Below are 18,339 nucleotides of genomic sequence, written 5' to 3'. Positions count from 1 at the left end.
CACGACGTCCCCGTCAGGTCGCGACGCGTCCAACTTCCTTTACATACAAGCGACTTCGGCTCGCAACGTGTCGACGAACGCCCGTCGCCCTCGACCATGACGCGCCGCGATCCGGTGCCGCGCAGCGCCTCGTCGGGCAGCCAGGCCGGATCGGTCCCCGCTCGGGCCGGTCATGACGCGGCCACATCGAGCGCGACGATCCCGAACGCCCCAGCGGGTTCGCCGGGCCTGCGGCTGGTCAGGTCCAGGCGGAGGCGGCTGCCGTGTACCGCGTCGAAGGTGATGACGGTCGGCTCACCGGACGCCGCCGCCCAGTCGATGTCGGCGTCATGCACGGCGACATAGCCCTTTCCGTCCCAGACCGACACGTCGACCGAGGCAGGCAGGGAATGTTTCGCGTCGGCGGTGAAGGACACCTCGACCCTCCCGATCTCGCGCTCCTGCGCCCATGCCACCGACACCCAGTCGGTGGGCCGGGCGCCGCCGAAGGCGGGCAGCAGGGCGGTCGCCGACTTCTCGAAGGCGTTGGACCACTGGGTCGCGGGGTTCCCGTCGACCATCGCCGCGGGCAGAGTGCTCGCCGCGCCGGAGTAACTCGCGTCCGCGATCGGGTAGGCGGGCATTCCGGGCCCCGGGTCGGGCGTGAAGGGTTCGGCCGGCGTGACGGGCCCGCCCGCCGGTCCCGCCACCCGCACGGAGACCTTCCCGGCGCGCAGCCCGTCGGCAGTGGCCGTGACGGTCAGCGCGCCCGGCTCGGCGCCCGCCCGCACCATGGCGAGTGCGAGGCCGTGGAAGGCGGTGCGCGTACTGGCCTGGTACCGCTCGGCGCTCTCCTGCCGCCCGTTGTCCAGCCCCGCCAGCCCACCGCCCTTCACGGCGAATTCGAGGAGGTGCTCGGCGTCGGGGACGACCACGCCGCGCGCGTCGACGACCTCGGCCGTGACGAAGACCAGCGAACGCCCGTCGGCTGCGACGGACCTGCGGTCGGCGGTCAGGCGCACGCCGTGCGGCATCCCGGCGGTGCGCAGCACATCCGTCGCCACGACCTTCCCTCCCGCGCGGGCCACGGCCTTCAACTCGCCTGCCGCGTAGGGAACCCTCCACGACAGATGCAGCTTGCCTGCGCTGCCGTTCGGCGACGTGTAACTGCCCGGGTAGGGACCGGAAGTGACCGTCCTGTCGTCATGCGTCGCCTCCGTGGTCTCCAGGTAGACGCGGCCGTCGTCGGTCTTCTTCGCGTCGAAGGAACGCACGCCCAGGGAACGGCCGTTGAGGATGAGTTCGACCTCGGCGACGTTCGCGTACGCCCACACCTCCACCTCCTGACCGGGCTTGTGCGTCGTCCAGTCCATGGGCAGCAGGTGCACCATCGGCTCATCGGTCCACTGGCTGCGGAAGAGGTGGTACATGTCCTTGGGGAACCCGGCCGTGTCGACCGCGCCGAAGAACGACGCCTTCACGGGGAACACGTCGTACGGCGTGGGTTCGCCGATGTAGTCGATGCCGGACCACAGGAACTCGCCCGCGAAGAAGCGCCGGTCGCGGTCCTTCTTCAGGCCGTACTCGCCGCTCATCGTCCAGGAGGCGAGGTTGTTGTCGTACGAGGAGGTGGCGCGCCGGCCCGGGGTGTGGTTCTCCCCGGTGTTGAGGTGCTCGGGCTCCTGGTACGCGCCACGGGTGGACGTCTCCGACGACGACTCGGACTCGAAGAGGAACAGGTGCGGGTAGCGGGCGTGCAGCGCGTCCACGGACGCGGCGGTGTTGTAGTTGAGGCCGAGGCCGTCCAGCTCGGCCAGGATCAGGTCCGCGGGCGACCCGGCAGCAGGCAGCGAGCGGTACTTGTCGGAGCCGATGACGACGGGCCGGGTCGTGTCAAGGCCCTTGATGCCGGCGACGAGCCGCCGCGCCATGTCCACGCCTTCGGTGCGGGTCGAGTCGGGGATCTCGTTGCCGATCGACCACATCAGGACGGCGGGCGAGTTGCGGGCGGCCCGCACCATTTCGGCGATGTCGGCGTCACTGTGGGCGTCGAAGAACCGGCCGTAGTCGTAGCGGTTCTTTCCGGTGCGCCAGCAGTCGAAGGCCTCCACGAGCATGACGATGCCGAGGTCCTCGCAGGCCTGGATCACCTCGGGGGCGGGCGGGTTGTGGGACGTGCGCAGCGCGTTCACGCCCATGGACTTCATGATCGTCAGCTGGCGGCGCACGGCGTCGGGCTGGACGGCGGCGCCGAGCGCGCCGAGGTCGTGGTGGAGGTCGACGCCCTTGAGTTTGGCGTGGGTGCCGTTGAGCGAGAAGCCGTGGTCCGGGTCGAAGGTCGCGTGCCGCACGCCGAACCGGGTGCGGTACGTGTCGACGGTGCGGCCGTCCACACGCAGGTCGGTGACGAGGGTGTAGCGGTGGCCGGGAGTATCGATGGACCACAACTGCGGCTCTCGGAGGGTCATTTGGCCGTGGGCCGTGGCCGGGTCGGACCCGACGTTCTTCAGTACGGATTCGGTGCGAGCCACGCGACGGCCCCTGGCGTCGCGGACGGTGGAGACGACGGTCACGGCCGACGCGGCCTCACCGGAGTCGTTGACGACGGCCGTGCGGACGTCGACCGTCGCGTATCCCTTGTCGAGGGTGGCGGCGAGGCCGGGCGTCGTCACGAAGGTGCCCCAGCGCTGCACGTGCACCGGTTCGGTGATCACCAGGCGGGCGCTGCGGTAGATGCCGCTGCCCGAGTACCAGCGGCTGCTGGGCAGCCGGTTGCGGACCTCGACCGCGAGGACGTTGTTGGTGGCGCCGTCGGCGTGCAGCAAGTCGGTGATGTCGTGGGCGAACCCGGTGTAGCCGTAGGGGTGGTTGCCGACGAGTTCGCCGTTGACGTAGATGTTCGCGTCCATGTAGACGCCGTCGAACTCGACAGATATCCGCTTGCCCGCGTAGGCGGCGGGGACGGTGAACTTCTTGCGGTACCAGCCGAGTCCGCCGGGCAGATAGCCAGTGCCGCCGGTCGTGTTGTGCTCCGTCGTGGGGGTCTGCTCGATGCTCCAGTCGTGCGGAACGGCGACCATCCGCCAGTCCGCGTCGTCGAACCCGGGCTGCTCGGCGTCGGCGTAGGCTCCCGTCGGATCGGTGATGCCGTCGGGGCTGACGAGCGCGAACCGCCAGCCGTCGGCGAGGTCGACGGTGCGGCGGCCGACCGGTCCCGTGCGGCCGGTGGCGGCCGCGGCCGGCGCGGGCAACGCGAACGCCCCGGCCATGGAGCCGGCCGCGCTCGCGGCCAGCACGGTTCTACGGGTGACATGCATGAACGAGTCCCCTCGAAGCCAACACTACTCACCAGAAATCAACTTGAGCGGACTGATTCTTTCGGCTTCGGGCCAGGATTAGTCAAGAGCCTTACCAAATATGGTGTCGAGGAACTTGTTGCCTGTGAGGTTTTCCGCCACGGAGCGGGCGAGGAGCGCGTGCCCCCCGTCGCCTGGGTAGACGCCGTCGACCAGGTGCGCCGAGGTGAGCAGGCCGATGCCGGGCAGCAGGGCGAGCCGGCCGTCGCCGTCGCGGAGGGTGTCGCGCGTGGCCCGTTCGACGGCGTCGCGCAACTGGGCGAGGGTAGCGCCGAGCGCATTGGGGGGCGCCTCGGCATCCGGGCGGCGGACCGGTGAGACGACGAGCAGCGGCGTGTGCGGATGCCCGGTGCGGACGGCGGCGAGGAAGGCCAGGGTCGTCTCGTGCAGCAGGCCTGGTGTGTGCGGTGTGCGCGACCAGCAGTTCGTCCCGAACGTGACGGTGAGGATGTCGGCTCCAAGGAGGCGAGCTGCTGCGCGGAGGCGAGTTCGCCGCGGGCCGCGCCCTCGTAGCCCAGGTTCACGTCCTCGACACCGAGCGCCCGTCCGGCCACGGCCGGCCAGGCGAGGTGCGGCCGGGGCGCGGCCCAGCCCTCGACGACGGAGTCACCGTGGCCGAGCCGGCGGGGCGCGGGGGCAACGGTTCCAGCGTGCCGCCGACCGGCCGCACTTCGCGGATCAAGGGCCGGAGCACTCCCCGCAGATGGACCCCGGACTTTCCGTCGAGACGCGGCAGGAGCATCGGGCCCATCACCACCGAACAGCGGATAAGGCGTCGATGCTTTCGCCGACGTTGCGACGTTGCCCCGGCCCGGCACGGACACGGAGACCGCAACGGGTTCGATCAGTGTCAACACCTCGTCGTCAACGATTCCGTCCGAGATGACCCGCGCAGGAACACGACGCCCCGGCGCGGGACCCTGATGCACGCCGAATCGGCGGAGAGGGGCAGCAGGCAAAGGCGCCACGGGAAACACAGGCCGGGACCCTGCGGAACGCAAGGGTCCGCAGGGTCCCGGCCTGCCCTGGGGGTGCGTGGTGTCGACGTACACGTGGACACCGATCGACGCTTCCCTAGAAGTAGTGCCTACGTCCCCCCACTGTGCGCCCACTGGCGCCGAGGATCCACAGGACTGCACCGACAACGACGAGGACGCCTCCGACCGTCGTCAGCAACGAGATACCGACCAACAGGCCGATTACGAGCAAAATGGCTCCGAGGACAATCATGGGTGTTCCTCTCATCAAGTCTCGTCGGTAAGCACCGGCCTTCTGTCCGGCCTGCGGCATCTGCTTCCCGCCGTCTGCATGGCCGGGAGCCGGTCAAAACCCTGCCACCAGCGAATCTTGCGGCGGCTGGGTCTCTGCCGTGCTACGTCCGTGTGCCCGTCTCTCGGCGGCCCATGCGCCGGCAATCCATCCTTGCCTTCGCCGAGTGGCTCCGCCGAGCGTCCATCAGCTGCGTTCCCACCTTGAGGAACCGGGCGCTGAGCGAGGCTGCAACGTACGCGTCCCTTCGGCAGCCGTCAGCCAAGCCGCTCGGCCGGTCCGACGATGATGCCCTCGGGGCCGCGCACGTAACAGAGCCGATAGCTCTCCTCGTACTGCGCCAGCTCGCCGACGAGCGCGGCACCGTGGGTCCGCAGGCGGACGATGACGTCCTCGATGTCGTCGACGGCCAACATGATGCGACGGATACCCAGCGTGTTCGCCGGCGCATCCTCCGGCCCGGCGGTGATGGCCTTCGGCCTGTGGAACTTCGCCGGCTCCACCCGGCCGTGACCGTCCGGAGTCCGCAGCATGGCGATGTCCTGTCGGACGTCGTCAAGCCCGATGACCCGTTCCGCCCAACGCCCCTCGAGCGGCCCCTTGCCCTCCAGCTCCATGCCCAGCTCGACGGAGAACTCAATCAAGGCATCAAGATCGTCGACGACGATGAGGACGCTGTCCATCCGCTGGAGCGTCATGCCGGGCCTCCTTCGCGTGGCACGGCCACGGTGGCCGCACCTGTCCCTAGGAGCTTCCGACCAGGCGTGAACAGCCGGGGCGCGGCCGATCATGAGCGGAGCCACATTCACCGCCGCCTCGGCGGCCGTCGCCGCGTATCGCGACAGCCCGGACAGCCAACGCCGCGTAATGGCGGCTCGTACGGGTCACGGCGTTCCGCCCTTGGATGACTTTGCGAGCGCAGCAGAGCGCGGTCGTCGACCCTGCCGGAGGTGATCGTGAGGGCCGAAGGTCGGCCTGCCCGTCACAGGCTGAATGGACCTTCGTGGTCAGCCCGCCGCGGGACGTCCGAAAGGCGACCGGTCACCACCAGGTTGCCGTCCGGAGTGCGCCGCGCGAGGTCGCCGGTGCGGAGGTAGCCGTCGGCGGTGAAGGAGTGTGCGTTGTGGTCGGGCGCCCGGTAGTAGCCTCGCGGGGTGCAGGGACCGCGTGCGAGGAGTTCGCCGGGCTCCCCTTCGGGCACGTCCATGCCGTCGACATCGATGATGCGGATCTCATCGTCGGGCGAGAGGGGGCGGCCCTGCGTGGTGAGCACGGTCTCGTCCGGATCGGCGGGCCGGGTGAGAGTGAGCAGCCCCTCAGCCATGCCGAAGGCTTGCTGCAGGAGACACCCCAGTTCGGGGGCGATCCGTTCTGCGGTCGCCCGGCGCAAGGGCGCGCCACCGATCTGCACGAGTCGCAGACTGCTCAAGTCGGCCTGCTCCGTGGCGAGTACGTCGAGCCAGAGACGGGCGACGGCCGGCAACACCGACGTGATGGTGACCCGCTCTCGTTCGATGACCGGAAGGCATTCAGCGGGTCCCGACTTCTCGACCAGGACGACGGTGCCGCCTACGGAGAGGGTGCCGACGATGCCGGGGCAACCGAAGGTGAAGTTGAACTCCGCGGGCAGCGCGGCGAGATACACGTCGTTCTCGGTGAGCGACACCAGCTCGGCGGCGGCCCGCGCCTGGTAGGCGTAGTCGTTGTGGGTGCGCGGAATGAGTTGGGGCGCCGCGGTGGCTGCGGCGGAGAGCAGGAAGAACGCCACCTGGTCGGCGCTCCGTGCAACCGCCCGCTCCGGCGGGGCATCGATGGAGCCCAGCGGAAAGTAGTGGCAGCCCGACGTGTCGACCGTAAGGCCGCCGTACGAGGACGAGGCACCCTGCACCTCAAAGGTGAACACCCGGCGCAGGAAGGGTCCTTCGGCCGCGACGTCCGCGGCCATCGCCGTGTGGTCGAATCCCTGGTGCGTCGAGGGACCGACGTAGCCGACGGCCTGGGTGACTTGCACGATGCGGGACACCTCGGACGCACGGTGCGAGACCGGGCAGAACACGGGGATCGCGCCGAGGCGCATCAGCGCGAACACGGCGATGACGAACTCGGGAACGTTCGGCAGCTGGACGACGACCCGTTGCCCGGGCCTCAGGCCGCGCAGCCGGAATCCGGCGGCCATGCGGTCCACGCGCCGGTTCAGGTTCGCGTACGTGATGCGGGTGCCGCCGTGCACGAGCGCGGTCCGCGGTCCGTACTGCAGGGCCCAGCCGCGCAGCAGGTTGTCCAGTGTGTTGCCACGCCAGTGGCCGGCTGCCCAGTAACGGTCGACGAACTCCTCCGGCCAGGGTGTGCAGCCGTCGAGCATGGATGTCATTCGCTTCTCTCTGTGCCAGATTCCGAACCGGGTTCCTTACGGGTGGTGTTGCACCGAAAGGGGGCGGGACAGCGGGATCTCGACACATCGCCCCTCTTTGATGCCGGGGAGTAACCCGCCGCCCTGACCTCGGCTAGCCAATCCGCCACCACCCCAATGCGCAATGCGCTTTCTCAACCATGGACGCTCAATTCCCTCGGCAGAAGGTCCAACGAGCGCCACTGACCAGGAGGAAGAGCGAGGGTGACCCTGGCTTTGTATGGGGGTGGGCACGCTTGACGCAGCGGGTGCCGAGGACTCTGGGGCAGACCGCGGCCACAGTCGCAGCCCGGCCGCCCGCCACCGGCTCGCTGCGTGACTCGGATCTCCGGAGGCGTCAGGGCGCGTGACCGTTCAGATGCTGTCCAGCGCCAGCCCCTTCGTCTTCGGGCCGAGGAGCCCCACGTTGAGGCACAGCAGCACCATCAGCGCGGCGGACCCGGCGAACACCGCGGCCGCGCCGAGGTCGTCGAGCACGCTCAGCGCGATGAACGGAAGGATCACAGAGACCAGTCGCGACAATGAGTACGCGATGCCGATGGCACTGCTGCGCAGGTTCGTGGGGAAGATCTCGGCCTGGTAGATGTGGAACGCGTTGGAGAAGACGTTGCTGCAGACCGTCAGCAGGAAGCCGCTTCCCACGATCAGCCAGGCCGCGTCGGCGAACCCGAACAGCAGGCCGAAGAAGGCCTGGCCGAGGGCGGCGACGATGATGAGGGTGCGGCGCTCGAACCGCTCGATGAGCGGAATCGACAGGGCGGAACCCAGCGGGTAGCCGCAGAAACTGAGCGCCGCGTACCCGAGCGAGGCGGTCGTCGAGTGGCCCTTGGCGGCGAGGACGACGGGAGCCAGAGAACCGAAACCGTAATAGCCGACGGTCTGCAGGACCTGGAAGATCCACCACATGACGGTGCGGCGGCGATACGGCGGCTGGAACATCCTGCGCAGGGGAACCCGCACGGTGGGGACAGCCTCGGTCTCGACCTGGGCCTGGGCCTCGGCTTCGGCCTTTCGTGGCGCGGGCACTTGGCGTGCGCCGGCAGGCCTCGGATCGTTGAGTTTCTCGATGCGCGCGACGACGGCCTCGGCCTCCGCCCGGCGTCCCCTGGCCTCCAGCCATCGCGGGGACTCGGGGAGAGCGCGCCGCATCCACTGGATGCAGAAGGCGCCGAGCGCGCCGGCCACCAACAGCCAGCGCCAGCCGGCGACCCCGGCGATCTCGTGCTCCGCCACCAGGCGCGCGCCGAGCAAAGCCGCCAGCGGCACACCGAGAAACCCGACGGTGTAGGCCCAGGCGATGTACCGTCCGCGCACGGCCGTCGGCAGCAGTTCGGAGAGGTACGTGTCGACGAGCACGAGTTCGGCGCCGAGCCCGAGTCCCGCGAGGAACCGCGCCGCGATCAGCCAGTTCACGTCGGGTGCGGCGGCGCACAGCAGGGAGAACACGGAGTACATACCGAGGTTGACCAGAAACATCCGGCGTCGGCCGAAACGGTCGGCCAGGAGTGACATGACGTTGGCGCCGACGAACATCCCCAGGAACCCGGCGGCGATGATCCACGACTTCTGGGTCTGGCTCAGATGCCAGGGCTCGGCGAGCGCGGCGGCGAGCACACCGCCGAGAAACACCTCGTAGAGGTCGAAGAAGGCGCCGACGCCGACGATTGCCGTGAGCCGTCGGTGCCAGGGGCCGGGGCGCAGGACCTCGAGGCGGCGGGACACCGGTGAGGGAGAACCGGCGGTGGAGGGGGTGGTTTGCGTCATGTGCCTGTCAGTTCCTTTCGAGTGTCTGCAAGGTACATGCATGTGGGCCGAGGGCGGGAGGGGGTACGGACGCATCGCCGCCGGCCGACTCCGCGAACGCCACGGCCCCCACTCCATCCCCTCCGCGGTGACACGACATCAAAAGCCACGGCAGGTGACATATACGGGACTGCAAGATCGTCCGGTGGCAGGTCGCTGATCGCGGACCTACCTCGGCTGACGTTCCCCGAACCCGCTCAGAAGTGAACAACGGCCTCCCACGGGGGCGCCGTTGACTGCTCGATGTGAAGTTCCGCGACGACTCGTTACAGGACGTTGTAGGTCAGGTGCGTCGCTGTCGAGGTCGCGCTCCGCTGGACCAGCGTGCGCGGCGCTTCGCGGTGAACAATGGCGCCCCGGCTCCCAGCACGACCGGCGCGGGTGCAGGGGCAGCACGTCGACCAGACCGGCTGCGAACGACGAGCCGATCGTGGCGCCTCCGCCCCATCAGGACAACATCGAGGCCCTTGCCGCTTTCGCGAGAAGCCGCCTCGGCGCGGTCGCGCGCGGCGGTGACGGCGTCGCAGAGGCTGGCGGTGAGGGAGGGCCGGAAACGCCGTAAGTCGTCGCCGACCGGACCCTGTTGCCTCTGGTGTTTACGGGACAGCCTCAGCTCCCGGCACCGGGAAGGGAGATGGAGCGGACATGTCTTCACCGAGCTGATCCCGGATCAGAGTGTCGATCCTGTTGGCTTGCGGGACATGAACAAAGGGCCTCCATGGATAAATGCGGTCATTGATCCATGGAGTCTTCCAGTCGGTCGTACCGGTGAAGAAGCTCTGCGCAAACTTCGCCGTGCGAGATGTCAGAAAATCATCCTCAACCTCCAGGCATCCACTCACGCACACATCTACATACGAGTCAACTTGACCCGGCCCTAAAGGGACCGGGCTTGGAGGTAGCGCCCGACTGGCTGCTGGGTGGGCTCCTCCGTCCAGACACCCTTATGGGGTGGCAGGGACGCGTGACTCACGCCCCGCAGTCCACACAGCCTCGCCCTTGCGGGCGATGTTGTGGGAAGCGTTCCGGTCTGCGTGGGCAACGACCCCGCAGTTCCGGCAGGTGAAGCGGGCCTGGCTTGCCCGGTTCTTCTTGTCGATGTGGCCGCACTCGCAGCACTGCTGCGAGGTGTAGGCGGGATCGACGAAGACCACGGGGACGCCGGCCCTGCGGGCCTTGTAGACGATGAAATCTGCCAGCTGGGCAAAGGCCCAGGAGTGCAGCGCGACCCGTTGGGGCTTGCGGAGCCGTACCCTCTGCCGGATTCCCCTGAGTTCTTCCAGAGAGACTCCGGCCGAGGTGCGTTCAGCCTCGGTCACGATCGTCTTGGCGATGATGTGGTTCTGGTTCTTCGCGTGGCGCTGCTCGCGCCGGTTACGCTTCTTCAACAGCCGCTTCGCGGACTTGCTGCCCTTGGCCTGGAGTTTCCTGCGCAGGTCGAGGTGCCGCTTACGGTGGCGATTCAGGCCACGCCCGGCAGTTTTGTGGCCGGTGGATGTGGTGGCGATGTTGGCAATTCCAAGGTCCACCCCGATGAAGTGGCCGGGCTCGTACTGCTCGGCCGCCTCAGCAACGTCGCAGGTCGCGATCAGGTAGAACACGCCGTCGCGTTCGATCAGGTCCGACTCGCCCTGCCGGTGGTCCCGGAGCGTCTTGAGTGCGTCAGGCGAGCAGGCGAAGCGGACGTTCTTGATGCGCCCGGAGGTTGTCCAGATGCTCACCGTCTGCGCGTCGTACTGCCAGCTCAAACACCGGTCGTCATATGGCTGCGCAGCCCGGGGCCGAAACGTGATCGGCTTGGACTCCGCCTTGCGGCGACGCTGAGAGCCTTCCTTGCCGAGATTCCCGGCACGGATGTTGGCCTTGAGCGTCGTGTAGGCATCGCGGGTCTTCTTGATGATGTGCTGGGCGGCCTGCGCCCCCAGTCCCCGCGACCGCAGTTCGCCATAAGTGTGCTTGCGCAGCTCGTACTCACGCGGGACACCGTGCTCGAACGCCACCGCCGACACCCAGTTCGCGGCCTCGTTGACCGTGTGCAGCGTCACCGACAGCGCACCGGCCTGCTCGGCCTGCGGCATCAGCTTCACTTGCACGACGATCTTCACGCAGGTGATCGTATCGACGTATGTCACCACGCTGGGAGCCAAACCCCCATATTCGCAAGGGTCGCACGGTCGTCCACACCCTCCACGCCCACCTGGTCTTCACACCCAAATACCGGCACGGACCGTTCACCGACGAGATCCTCCGGCGCTGCGAGAAAGTCATGCACGCCGTCTGCGCCGACTTCGAAACAGAGCTGGTCGAGTTCAACGGCGAGACCGATCACGTGCACCTGCTGGTGCACTACCCGCCGAAGGTCTCCCCATCCCGGCTGGTCGGCTCCCTCAAGGGCGTCTGTGCCCGCAGGGTCCGCCAGGAGTTTCCCGGACATATCCGCAAGTACCTGTGGGGTGACCACTTCTGGTCGCCCTCGTACTTTGCCGCCTCGTGCGGGGGCGCCCCGCTGTCGATCACCAAGGAGTACATCGACAACCAGAAGCGTCCCGGCTGAGGTCAACCATGCGGACCCGTGAGAACCTGCAGGTCAGAACAGTCCAGAGAAGCGCTTCCTCCCGGGCGTGAACGACTCCGTTTTCCCAACGGAGTCGTGAACGCCTGGGGTTCCGCGCTAGATCCTGCTGAAAGAGACGGCCGAGCTCAACTGGGCGGCGTGACCGGGGACCACACGCCCATCCACTGTTCGGCGCCCCACGCCTCGTACCGTTGCACCTCGGTGAACCCCAGCTTCGCCGCGAGGCGCATCGAGCGGTCGTTGGCGGTCCGGGTACACAGCACCACCGGCTCGTCGGGGCGCGCGTCGGCGAACCATCCGAGCGCCGCCGCGCACGCCTCGGCGGCGTACCCGCGTCCCCATGCCTGCGGCAGGAGGAGGTAGCCGAGTTCAGCCTCCCCGGCATCCGGACGGAGACGACTCCGACGCTCCGGATCGCGCCGGTTCAGCTCGATGGCGCCGATCACCTCTCCGTCGATGTCGATCACGACAGGCCGGGACGCCTCTCGGGCGTCTCAGGCAAAGCGCGCTCGCACTCATCACGTGATCGAGGGCCGCCCAGGTAGGTGCCCACCTCCGGCGAGGTGAACAGCTCGATGAACGCCGCACGGTCCCGGGCCTCGGACTCGCGGAGCACGAGCCGCTCGGTCCGTATCACGGCAGGTGGCCAGGCGACGGACCCTAGTTCAGTCATGGCGGGGAACCTATGGCACGCCTGTGGGAGCGACCCGAAAGGGAAGGCGTAGTGCTCGGAGCCGGGTCCGCGGGCGGGTACTCGTACGGGCCACACCGCGAACTCCCGGTCCGGTGAGGGGCCGGCTGCGGACTGGCGCCTTCCGCTGGCCACCATCACCAGGTCCAGATGCCAGGCGCCGAGCATACGGCCGACTGGGGCAGTGTGGCGGTAGGGGGCGGTGCCGCCCCCTACCGCATCGATACATCAGGCCGATCCTGTGACCCTTGCCTGAAGGACCTCGGCGATGTTCTCCTCGCGCCAGCGTCGCAAGAGGTCGTGGAAAGCGACGGCGCCATGCGGGTAGGCGGTCGGACCGTTGGGGCGGCCGCGGCCCTCGCGGTTGTAGTAGCCGGGGGTGCACTCGGCGTGGAACCACTCATGGTCGGGGGCGCCCTTGGCGCAGACGTCGATCCAGGCGGCCTCGGCGTCTGGGGTGGGCTCCACGACAGCGTTCTTCTCCTTCGCGGCGGTGACCAGGACGGCGGCGTGCACGGCCTGTTCGTCGAGGATGTGCGTGAAGTTCACGCTGCTGGCGTTCTGCAGCGAGCCCATCTGGATCAGGTTCGGGAACCCGTTGCTGGTGAAGCCGTGCAGGGTACGTGGGCCCTGCTGCGCCCGCGCGTGCAGGAGCTGAACGCCGCCGCGGCCGGTCACGGGCAGTTCCCCTGAGGTGATGCCGGACACGCCCACGGAGAAGCCGGTCGCGAACACCACGCAGTCGACCTCGTACTCCGCCCCGCCGACGACGACGCCGCGCTCCGTCATGCGCTCGATGCCGTGGGTGTCGGCGGTGTCCACGAGAGTGACGTTGTCCTGGTTGAACGCGGGGAGATACTTGTCGGAGAACGTGGGGCGCTTGCACGCGTACCGGTACCAGGGCTGGAGGGCCGAGGCCGTGGCGGGGTCGGTGACTTCGGCGGCCACACGCTCGCGAACCTGGTTCATCGTGGTGTGGTCGGCGGCCTCGTAGGCGGCCTCGAAGTCCGGCCCGCCGTCGCGGCGGAAGCTGGGCAGGAGCTTCTCCAGCAGGCCGGCCGACTCTGTCCAGCGGTCGGCGACCAGGTCCTGCTCGGCACCCTCCCCGGAGGCTATCCGCAGGAAGTTGTCCCGGCGCGCGGCCGCCCATCCCGGGCGGTCCGCGCCGACGTCCTGAGGTGTCATGCGCCGCTGGCCGCGCACATCCACGGCGGACGGGGTGCGCTGGAATACGTACAGGTGCCCGGCGTCCTCGGCCAGCATGGGGATGACCTGCACACCGGTGGCGCCGGTGCCGACGACGGCGACCCTCTTGCCGGCCAGGCCCGTCATGCCTCCCTCGGGGCTGCCGCCGGTGTATCCGTAGTCCCAGCGGGAGGTGTGGAAGGTGTGGCCCCGGTAGTCCTCGATGCCGGGGATGCCGGGCAGCTTGGGCTCCGTCAGCGTGCCGGTGGCCGTGATGACGTAGGTGGCGCGGAATGTGTCGCCGCGGTCGGTGGCCACCACCCACTGCTGGGCGGTCTCGTCCCAGGCCAGGGAGGTGACGGCGGTGGAGAAGAGTGCGTCCTCGTACAGGCCGAACTGCTCGGCGATACGGACCGCGTGACGGCGGATCTCCTCTCCCGGCGCGTACTTCCACTCGGGCACATATGTGGTCTCGTCGAGCAGTGGCAGGTAGACGTGCGACTCGATGTCGCAGTGGATGCCCGGGTAGCGGTTCCAGTACCAAGTGCCTCCGAAGTCACCGCCCTTGTCGATGACCCGCACTTTCGCCACACCCTGCCCTCGCAGGCGTGCGCCTGCCAGGATCCCGCCGAACCCGCCACCGACGATCGCGACGTCCACGACGTCGTGCAGCGGCTCGCGCTCCGCCACGCCATCGACATACGGGTCTGCGGCGAAGTAGCCGAACTCCGCGGCCGTGGCACGGTATTGGCCCGGACCTTCTGGGCGCACGCGGCGCTCACGCTCGACGCGGTAGCGCTCGCGCAGGTTGGCGGTCTCCTGCGGAGTGGGCGGAGTGTCGCACTGCGGCGGGGTCATGTGGCGGGTTCCTCTCGTGGGGGGAGGTGCGCTGGTCGCCGCGGGGTTGGGGCTGTGCCCTCGCGGGGCGTCCCGCGCGGTCACCGGTACCGTAACCCAAGAACCGGACAGCACTGTCCGGTTGTGGTGCGGGGCCTGCCTCACACGGTCCCGCCCGAGCGCACCGACACGAAGGGCCCGCGATGTCGAACCTCACCCCCGCTTCCCCGCTGCGCGACTGGCTGGCGGATCCCGCCGCCGGGCAGGTCCTGCGCGGACTTCTGGCCTCCCAGGGGCAGAGCGAACAGGCCCTGGCCCCCGCCCTCGGCCTGCCGCTGGAGCAGCTCGTGAAGATGTCCGGCGGGAAGTTCCCGCCGGAGCTCGTGGACGCGCTGGTCACCGCCGCCGAGACCGGCCGGGTCCCCGAGGGCCTGCCCACCGCTCCCCCGGCCGATACCGCAGCGGCCGTGGAACCCGACCTGGGCGTCGAGATAGGCGCCCCCGAACCGTGGACCGAACAGATCACGCACGGTCGCTTCAACGGCCAGACCGTCGTCGTCACCGGTGCCGCCTCCGGCATCGGCAAGGCCGTCGCCTCGCGCATCGTGCGCGAGGGCGGCCGCGTGATCGCCGTCGACGTCTCCGCAGACGGCCTCGCGGCCCTTGCCGCCAACCTGGGCGAGGCAGTCGTGCCCCTCACCGCCGACATCACCGCGCCCACGTCCGCCGACGCCGTCCTGGCCGCCGCGGGCGGTCGCGTGGACGCCCTGGCGAACGTCGCCGGCGTGATGGACAACGACGCCGCCGTGCACGAGGTCGACGACACCATCTGGGATCGCGTCATGCGCATCAACGTCGACGGCCCCATGCGCCTGATGCGCGCCGTCGTGCCGGGCATGCTCGCCGCCGGCGGCGGCCGGATCGTCAACATCGTCTCCGAGGCAGCCCTGCGCGGCTCGGCCGCCGGTGCCGCCTACACCACCTCCAAGCACGCCTTGGTGGGCCTGACGAAATCGTCGGCCTACCAGTACGCGGGCACCGGCGTGCGGGTCAACGCCGTCGCCCCGGGCGCGGTGGCCACCGGAATCCACGTCCCCACCGCCGCCCCGTACGGCTCGGCCCGTACCGCGAAGATGCGCGTCGCGATCCCCGGCCTCGCCATGGCCGAGGAGTTGGCCGCATCGATCACGTTCCTGCTCAGCAAGGACGCGGTGAACCTCAACGGCGCGATCCTGCCCTCCGACGGCGGCTGGTCGGCCGCCTGATCGCTGTCCGGTCAAAGCCCTGGTGCCGAACATCCCGATGGGAGGGCCCAGTTGTCGAACTCCCGCGCCATGGCCGGGAGTACGTCTCCGGCACGTCACGACGTCCGGATATCCGGACGACAGGAAGGAGCACATCACCGCATGACCACGTCCCGCACACCCCGCGCACTGGCGGGTCTGGCCGCCCTCGGCCTCCTGGCACTGACCGGATGCGGCACCCGGACCGCCACCCCAGCCTCGAAACCCGCGTCGTCCGGCGAGGGCAGAAGCGTCCGGGCCACCCAGCTCGCGCACGTGACCGATGCGCACGAGGCCACCGGCATGACCCTGCTGGAGGGCCCCGTCCTGGTCGAGGACGGCAACCTGTACGTCGTGGACGTCACCGCGCCCCCGGGCGAGCCCAAGCTCATCTCCGTCGATGTGGACACCGGCAAGCACGAAGGCCTCTACACCGACAAGACCGGCGCCTACACCTCCGCGCAGATCAGCCCGCACGACCACCGCCTTTACCTGACCGACTTCGCCACCGGTTCGATCGTCAGCGTCGCGCAGGACGGCTCGCAGCCCCGCACGTTCTTCTCCGGCGAGGTCGACGGCTCCAGAATGACGCCGGACGACATCGCCTTCGACGACGAGGGCAACGTGTACGTGAGCGACGCGCACGGCACGGAGCCGGACGAGACCGATGGCCGCATCGTGCGCATCGACCGTGACGGCACGAAGACCACCGTCCTGGCCGACGGGCTCGCCCAGCCCAACGGAGTCATGTTCGACCCCGAACTGCGCGGCCTGTGGATCAGCGAACTCGCCGAGGACACCATCTCCTACCTGTTGCTCGACGCCGACAAGACCGCTGTGACCTCCCAGCACGAGGCCATCCATGTCAACGGCGGCCTGGCCCAGACCGACTCCATCGCCGTGGACGCCGACGGCAACCTCTACCAAGCGCTGCACGGCCGACCCGCCATCGCCGTCTACAGCGAGTACGGGGCACGTCTGGCCACGGTCGAGGTTCCCGCCAAGGAAGCCGAGGGTCTGACATCGGCGACCAACGTCGCGATCACTCCAGGCGGCACGAAGGCCTACATGACCGTCAGCGGCCCCGCCGGCGGATACGTCTTCGAGTTCACCGCACCGGCCAAGGGCATCCGCCAGTCCAACGGCGGCTGACGGTCACACGGCGGCGACCGCCTCGCAGGGTCGCAGCGGCCCCACCTCGACGCCGAGCAGTTGCCAGGCCGCCAGGGCGACGCGCTCCCGTTCCGCCGGGGTGGGGCCGGCGACGGCGCCGGAGACCATCGCGACGGCGAGCATGACGTCGTCGGCGGACAGACGATGCCCGGTGGGCAGGCACCGGGCCAGGACACTGCGGACGCGCTCGGACAGCGCGCGGGCCTGCTCGCCGTCGCCACGCACGCGCAGCAGGTCGACGAATGCCGTCGAGCGGGTCAGGTGCCAAGTGACCACGCCCAGAACACCCTTGAGACTCGCGCCCGGCTCGGCGCCGGCCCGCTCGATCTGCTGGACGTTCTCGTCCAGAACGGCCGAGGCCAATGCAAAGCGGTCGGCGAAGTGCCGGTAGAGACTGCCCTGCCCCACCCCCGCGCGGCGAGCGACGGCGGACAGCGGGGCGTTCAGGCCCTGCTCGGCGAAGACCTCGCGGGCGGCGGCGATGAGAGCGGCCCGGTTCCGGGCCGCGACCCGCCGCCCCTGGTTGGCCGGACGGCCCTGGCCGGCGGCGCCGCCGCGGTCGGAGCCCGCGCCGCCGCCCCGCACCAAGGCCGAGCCCAGCATTGCCGGCTGCGGGGCCTGGGGCTCGCTCGGATTCATCACGTCGGCAGCGTAGTACGAGCGCAGGGCGCACCGGCTCGGCAGCTCATCTGCCGCCACCACGCTCTTCGCAGATCAGAGGGCGCCCACGTCGGAAGACACCCGAACTGCGCATGGGCCTGGCCTCGGTCCCCCAGGTCGCCACCGTCGCGCGGCGACGGAAGCAGCCGCATCAGCTCTTCGAGGCGAACACCGTCCATAGGTTGGTCTGCGTGAGGACGGCGTTCATCGAGAACGTGTTGCCGTAGGGGATCTCGGCTTCGTTGGTGATCTCCTCGACGTTCAGCACCTCGCCGTTGAGGAAGGTGCCGGCTGTGATCCAGTACTGGGGACGCGGCGTGAAGACCAGCTTCGTGCCGGGGACAGCCTGCGCCGCGAAGACCGGAGCGCCGTTCATGCCGATACCGACCGAGGCGGTGTCGTCCGGCACGCTGGAGAGGACCTGGATGCCGAGACCACCCAGGGGGTGTCACCATCGGGGGCGGGCACGAACCCGCAGTTTCCGTTGTCGAAGTCGAAACCGGTCTGGTTCTGGAGCTGGTCGTCAGGGTCGGCCGCCGCCTGTTCCCAGTCCATGAATGGGATGCCGCTCATGAGCGGGCCTGTCAGCGCCCAGACGAAGCTGTAGCTGACGGTCCACGTGAAGGTCACCGTGTGGCCCGGATGGGCGGGCGCGGTCAGCCATGCGAGCGACAGCGCGGCCGGGACGCCGAGGCCGACCGTCTTCTGGAACAGGCAGATGTCCTGGAACTGCGTCGAGTTGTTCGTGACTGTCAGGGTGTACTGCGTCGCCGCGGCGGCGAGCGGTGTGCCGACGGCGGCAGGCACGGCGATGGCACCGGCGCACGCCGCGCCGGCGACGAGGAATCGCCGCCCGGGAGCCCGGGAGAGTGCGGAATCCTGTTGACATGCTCCTCGGGCTGTAGCCCGAGGATTCTGGCCGTCCCGCGGGTTGCTGTGCCGCTACGCGGCACGGCTTCCTGCTGGGATTCCGTGGCTTCCTGTTTCTTCGCGTTGGGCCAGAACGGGTTCTGGTCTTACCTTCGCTCCGCAGGCTGTTGCCGCCAGTCCGGCGGCCTGTTTCACATTCTTGGCGGCGTTGACATCCCGGTCGTGCCGAGTGCCGCAGGCGGGGCAGG

15 protein-coding genes and 2 pseudogenes are annotated in these 18,339 nt (G+C 69.2%); 3 read left to right on the top strand and 14 right to left on the bottom strand.

The annotated features are described in order from the left end of the window. Nucleotides 1-170 precede the first annotated feature (170 nt). From ACWFR4_RS43495 to ACWFR4_RS43460, 8 genes and pseudogenes are all read right to left on the bottom strand, one after another. On the bottom strand, nt 171-3,296 hold the full coding sequence (locus tag ACWFR4_RS43495) for a glycoside hydrolase family 2 TIM barrel-domain containing protein (protein WP_453656993.1): 3,126 nt from the start codon (nt 3,294-3,296) through the stop codon (nt 171-173). Between the two features lie 78 nt (nt 3,297-3,374). Further along, nucleotides 3,375-3,590, bottom strand: coding sequence for a hypothetical protein (locus tag ACWFR4_RS43490; protein WP_453656992.1), 216 nt, complete (start codon nt 3,588-3,590; stop codon nt 3,375-3,377). An 819-nt stretch (nt 3,591-4,409) separates the two neighbouring features. Continuing rightward, a complete protein-coding gene (locus ACWFR4_RS43485; RefSeq protein ID WP_199841850.1) occupies nt 4,410-4,565 on the bottom strand; it encodes a DUF6131 family protein in 156 nt (51 codons plus the stop codon). A 296-nt stretch (nt 4,566-4,861) separates the two neighbouring features. Then, nucleotides 4,862-5,302, bottom strand: a complete 441-nt coding sequence (locus ACWFR4_RS43480) for a VOC family protein (RefSeq protein ID WP_453469996.1) — start codon at nt 5,300-5,302, stop codon at nt 4,862-4,864. Between the two features lie 284 nt (nt 5,303-5,586). Further along, the gene (locus ACWFR4_RS43475) at nt 5,587-6,975 is read right to left on the bottom strand and encodes a (2,3-dihydroxybenzoyl)adenylate synthase (protein WP_453656991.1); all 1,389 of its coding nucleotides are present in this window, start codon (nt 6,973-6,975) and stop codon (nt 5,587-5,589) included. 393 nt (nt 6,976-7,368) lie between these two features. Then, nucleotides 7,369-8,778: an MFS transporter gene (locus ACWFR4_RS43470; RefSeq protein ID WP_453656990.1), complete on the bottom strand. Its 1,410-nt coding sequence runs from the start codon at nt 8,776-8,778 to the stop codon at nt 7,369-7,371. Between the two features lie 305 nt (nt 8,779-9,083). Continuing rightward, nucleotides 9,084-9,358 (bottom strand): annotated as a pseudogene (locus tag ACWFR4_RS43465) (dihydrofolate reductase family protein); the annotation flags it as partial. Nucleotides 9,359-9,761: 403 nt separating this feature from the next. Beyond that, nucleotides 9,762-10,922, bottom strand: coding sequence for an RNA-guided endonuclease InsQ/TnpB family protein (locus tag ACWFR4_RS43460; RefSeq protein ID WP_453656989.1), 1,161 nt, complete (start codon nt 10,920-10,922; stop codon nt 9,762-9,764). A 20-nt stretch (nt 10,923-10,942) separates the two neighbouring features. Between ACWFR4_RS43460 and tnpA the strand changes: the two genes are divergently transcribed. After that, the gene (gene tnpA / locus ACWFR4_RS43455) at nt 10,943-11,371 is read left to right on the top strand and encodes an IS200/IS605 family transposase (RefSeq protein WP_453656988.1); all 429 of its coding nucleotides are present in this window, start codon (nt 10,943-10,945) and stop codon (nt 11,369-11,371) included. A 146-nt stretch (nt 11,372-11,517) separates the two neighbouring features. Here the strand turns inward: tnpA and ACWFR4_RS43450 are convergent. After that, nucleotides 11,518-12,065 (bottom strand): annotated as a pseudogene (locus tag ACWFR4_RS43450) (GNAT family N-acetyltransferase). 246 nt (nt 12,066-12,311) lie between these two features. Continuing rightward, nucleotides 12,312-14,126, bottom strand: coding sequence for a flavin-containing monooxygenase (locus tag ACWFR4_RS43445; RefSeq protein WP_453656987.1), 1,815 nt, complete (start codon nt 14,124-14,126; stop codon nt 12,312-12,314). Between the two features lie 182 nt (nt 14,127-14,308). Between ACWFR4_RS43445 and ACWFR4_RS43440 the strand changes: the two genes are divergently transcribed. Both ACWFR4_RS43440 and ACWFR4_RS43435 read left to right on the top strand, forming a co-directional pair. Then, on the top strand, nt 14,309-15,370 hold the full coding sequence (locus ACWFR4_RS43440) for an SDR family NAD(P)-dependent oxidoreductase (RefSeq protein WP_453656986.1): 1,062 nt from the start codon (nt 14,309-14,311) through the stop codon (nt 15,368-15,370). Between the two features lie 141 nt (nt 15,371-15,511). Next, a complete protein-coding gene (locus ACWFR4_RS43435; RefSeq protein WP_453656985.1) occupies nt 15,512-16,540 on the top strand; it encodes an SMP-30/gluconolactonase/LRE family protein in 1,029 nt (342 codons plus the stop codon). Nucleotides 16,541-16,543: 3 nt separating this feature from the next. Here ACWFR4_RS43435 and ACWFR4_RS43430 read toward each other — a convergent pair whose 3' ends face one another. The 4 genes from ACWFR4_RS43430 to ACWFR4_RS43415 all read right to left on the bottom strand — a co-directional run. Beyond that, nucleotides 16,544-17,200, bottom strand: coding sequence for a TetR/AcrR family transcriptional regulator (locus ACWFR4_RS43430; protein ID WP_453657030.1), 657 nt, complete (start codon nt 17,198-17,200; stop codon nt 16,544-16,546). A 172-nt stretch (nt 17,201-17,372) separates the two neighbouring features. Then, nucleotides 17,373-17,630 (bottom strand): hypothetical protein, encoded by a 258-nt coding sequence (locus ACWFR4_RS43425; RefSeq protein WP_453656984.1) that lies wholly within the window; start codon nt 17,628-17,630, stop codon nt 17,373-17,375. Then, nucleotides 17,594-18,028 (bottom strand): hypothetical protein, encoded by a 435-nt coding sequence (locus ACWFR4_RS43420; protein ID WP_453656983.1) that lies wholly within the window; start codon nt 18,026-18,028, stop codon nt 17,594-17,596. Before ACWFR4_RS43420 ends, ACWFR4_RS43425 begins: the two co-directional genes overlap by 37 nt. Nucleotides 18,029-18,163: 135 nt before the next feature. Beyond that, nucleotides 18,164-18,339, bottom strand: a 176-nt coding sequence (locus ACWFR4_RS43415; protein ID WP_453657028.1) for a zinc ribbon domain-containing protein, incomplete at its 5' end; no start/stop codon positions are given.

This window comes from Streptomyces sp. NPDC055140 (assembly GCF_053607285.1).
The sequence above is the reverse complement of the archived record's forward strand: the minus strand, read 5'-3'. Positions and strand labels throughout refer to the sequence as shown.

What these genes read in the sequence shown, in the direction of transcription:
- ACWFR4_RS43495 (WP_453656993.1), bottom strand. Translation starts at nt 3,296, where the DNA reads ATGCATGTCACCCGTAGAACCGTGCTGGCCGCGAGCGCGGCCGGCTCC.
- ACWFR4_RS43485 (WP_199841850.1), bottom strand. Translation starts at nt 4,565, where the DNA reads ATGATTGTCCTCGGAGCCATTTTGCTCGTAATCGGCCTGTTGGTCGGT.
- ACWFR4_RS43480 (WP_453469996.1), bottom strand. Translation starts at nt 5,302, where the DNA reads ATGACGCTCCAGCGGATGGACAGCGTCCTCATCGTCGTCGACGATCTT.
- ACWFR4_RS43475 (WP_453656991.1), bottom strand. Translation starts at nt 6,975, where the DNA reads ATGACATCCATGCTCGACGGCTGCACACCCTGGCCGGAGGAGTTCGTC.
- ACWFR4_RS43470 (WP_453656990.1), bottom strand. Translation starts at nt 8,778, where the DNA reads ATGACGCAAACCACCCCCTCCACCGCCGGTTCTCCCTCACCGGTGTCC.
- tnpA (WP_453656988.1), top strand. Translation starts at nt 10,943, where the DNA reads ATGTCACCACGCTGGGAGCCAAACCCCCATATTCGCAAGGGTCGCACG.
- ACWFR4_RS43445 (WP_453656987.1), bottom strand. Translation starts at nt 14,126, where the DNA reads ATGACCCCGCCGCAGTGCGACACTCCGCCCACTCCGCAGGAGACCGCC.
- ACWFR4_RS43440 (WP_453656986.1), top strand. Translation starts at nt 14,309, where the DNA reads ATGTCGAACCTCACCCCCGCTTCCCCGCTGCGCGACTGGCTGGCGGAT.
- ACWFR4_RS43435 (WP_453656985.1), top strand. Translation starts at nt 15,512, where the DNA reads ATGACCACGTCCCGCACACCCCGCGCACTGGCGGGTCTGGCCGCCCTC.
- ACWFR4_RS43430 (WP_453657030.1), bottom strand. Translation starts at nt 17,200, where the DNA reads ATGAATCCGAGCGAGCCCCAGGCCCCGCAGCCGGCAATGCTGGGCTCG.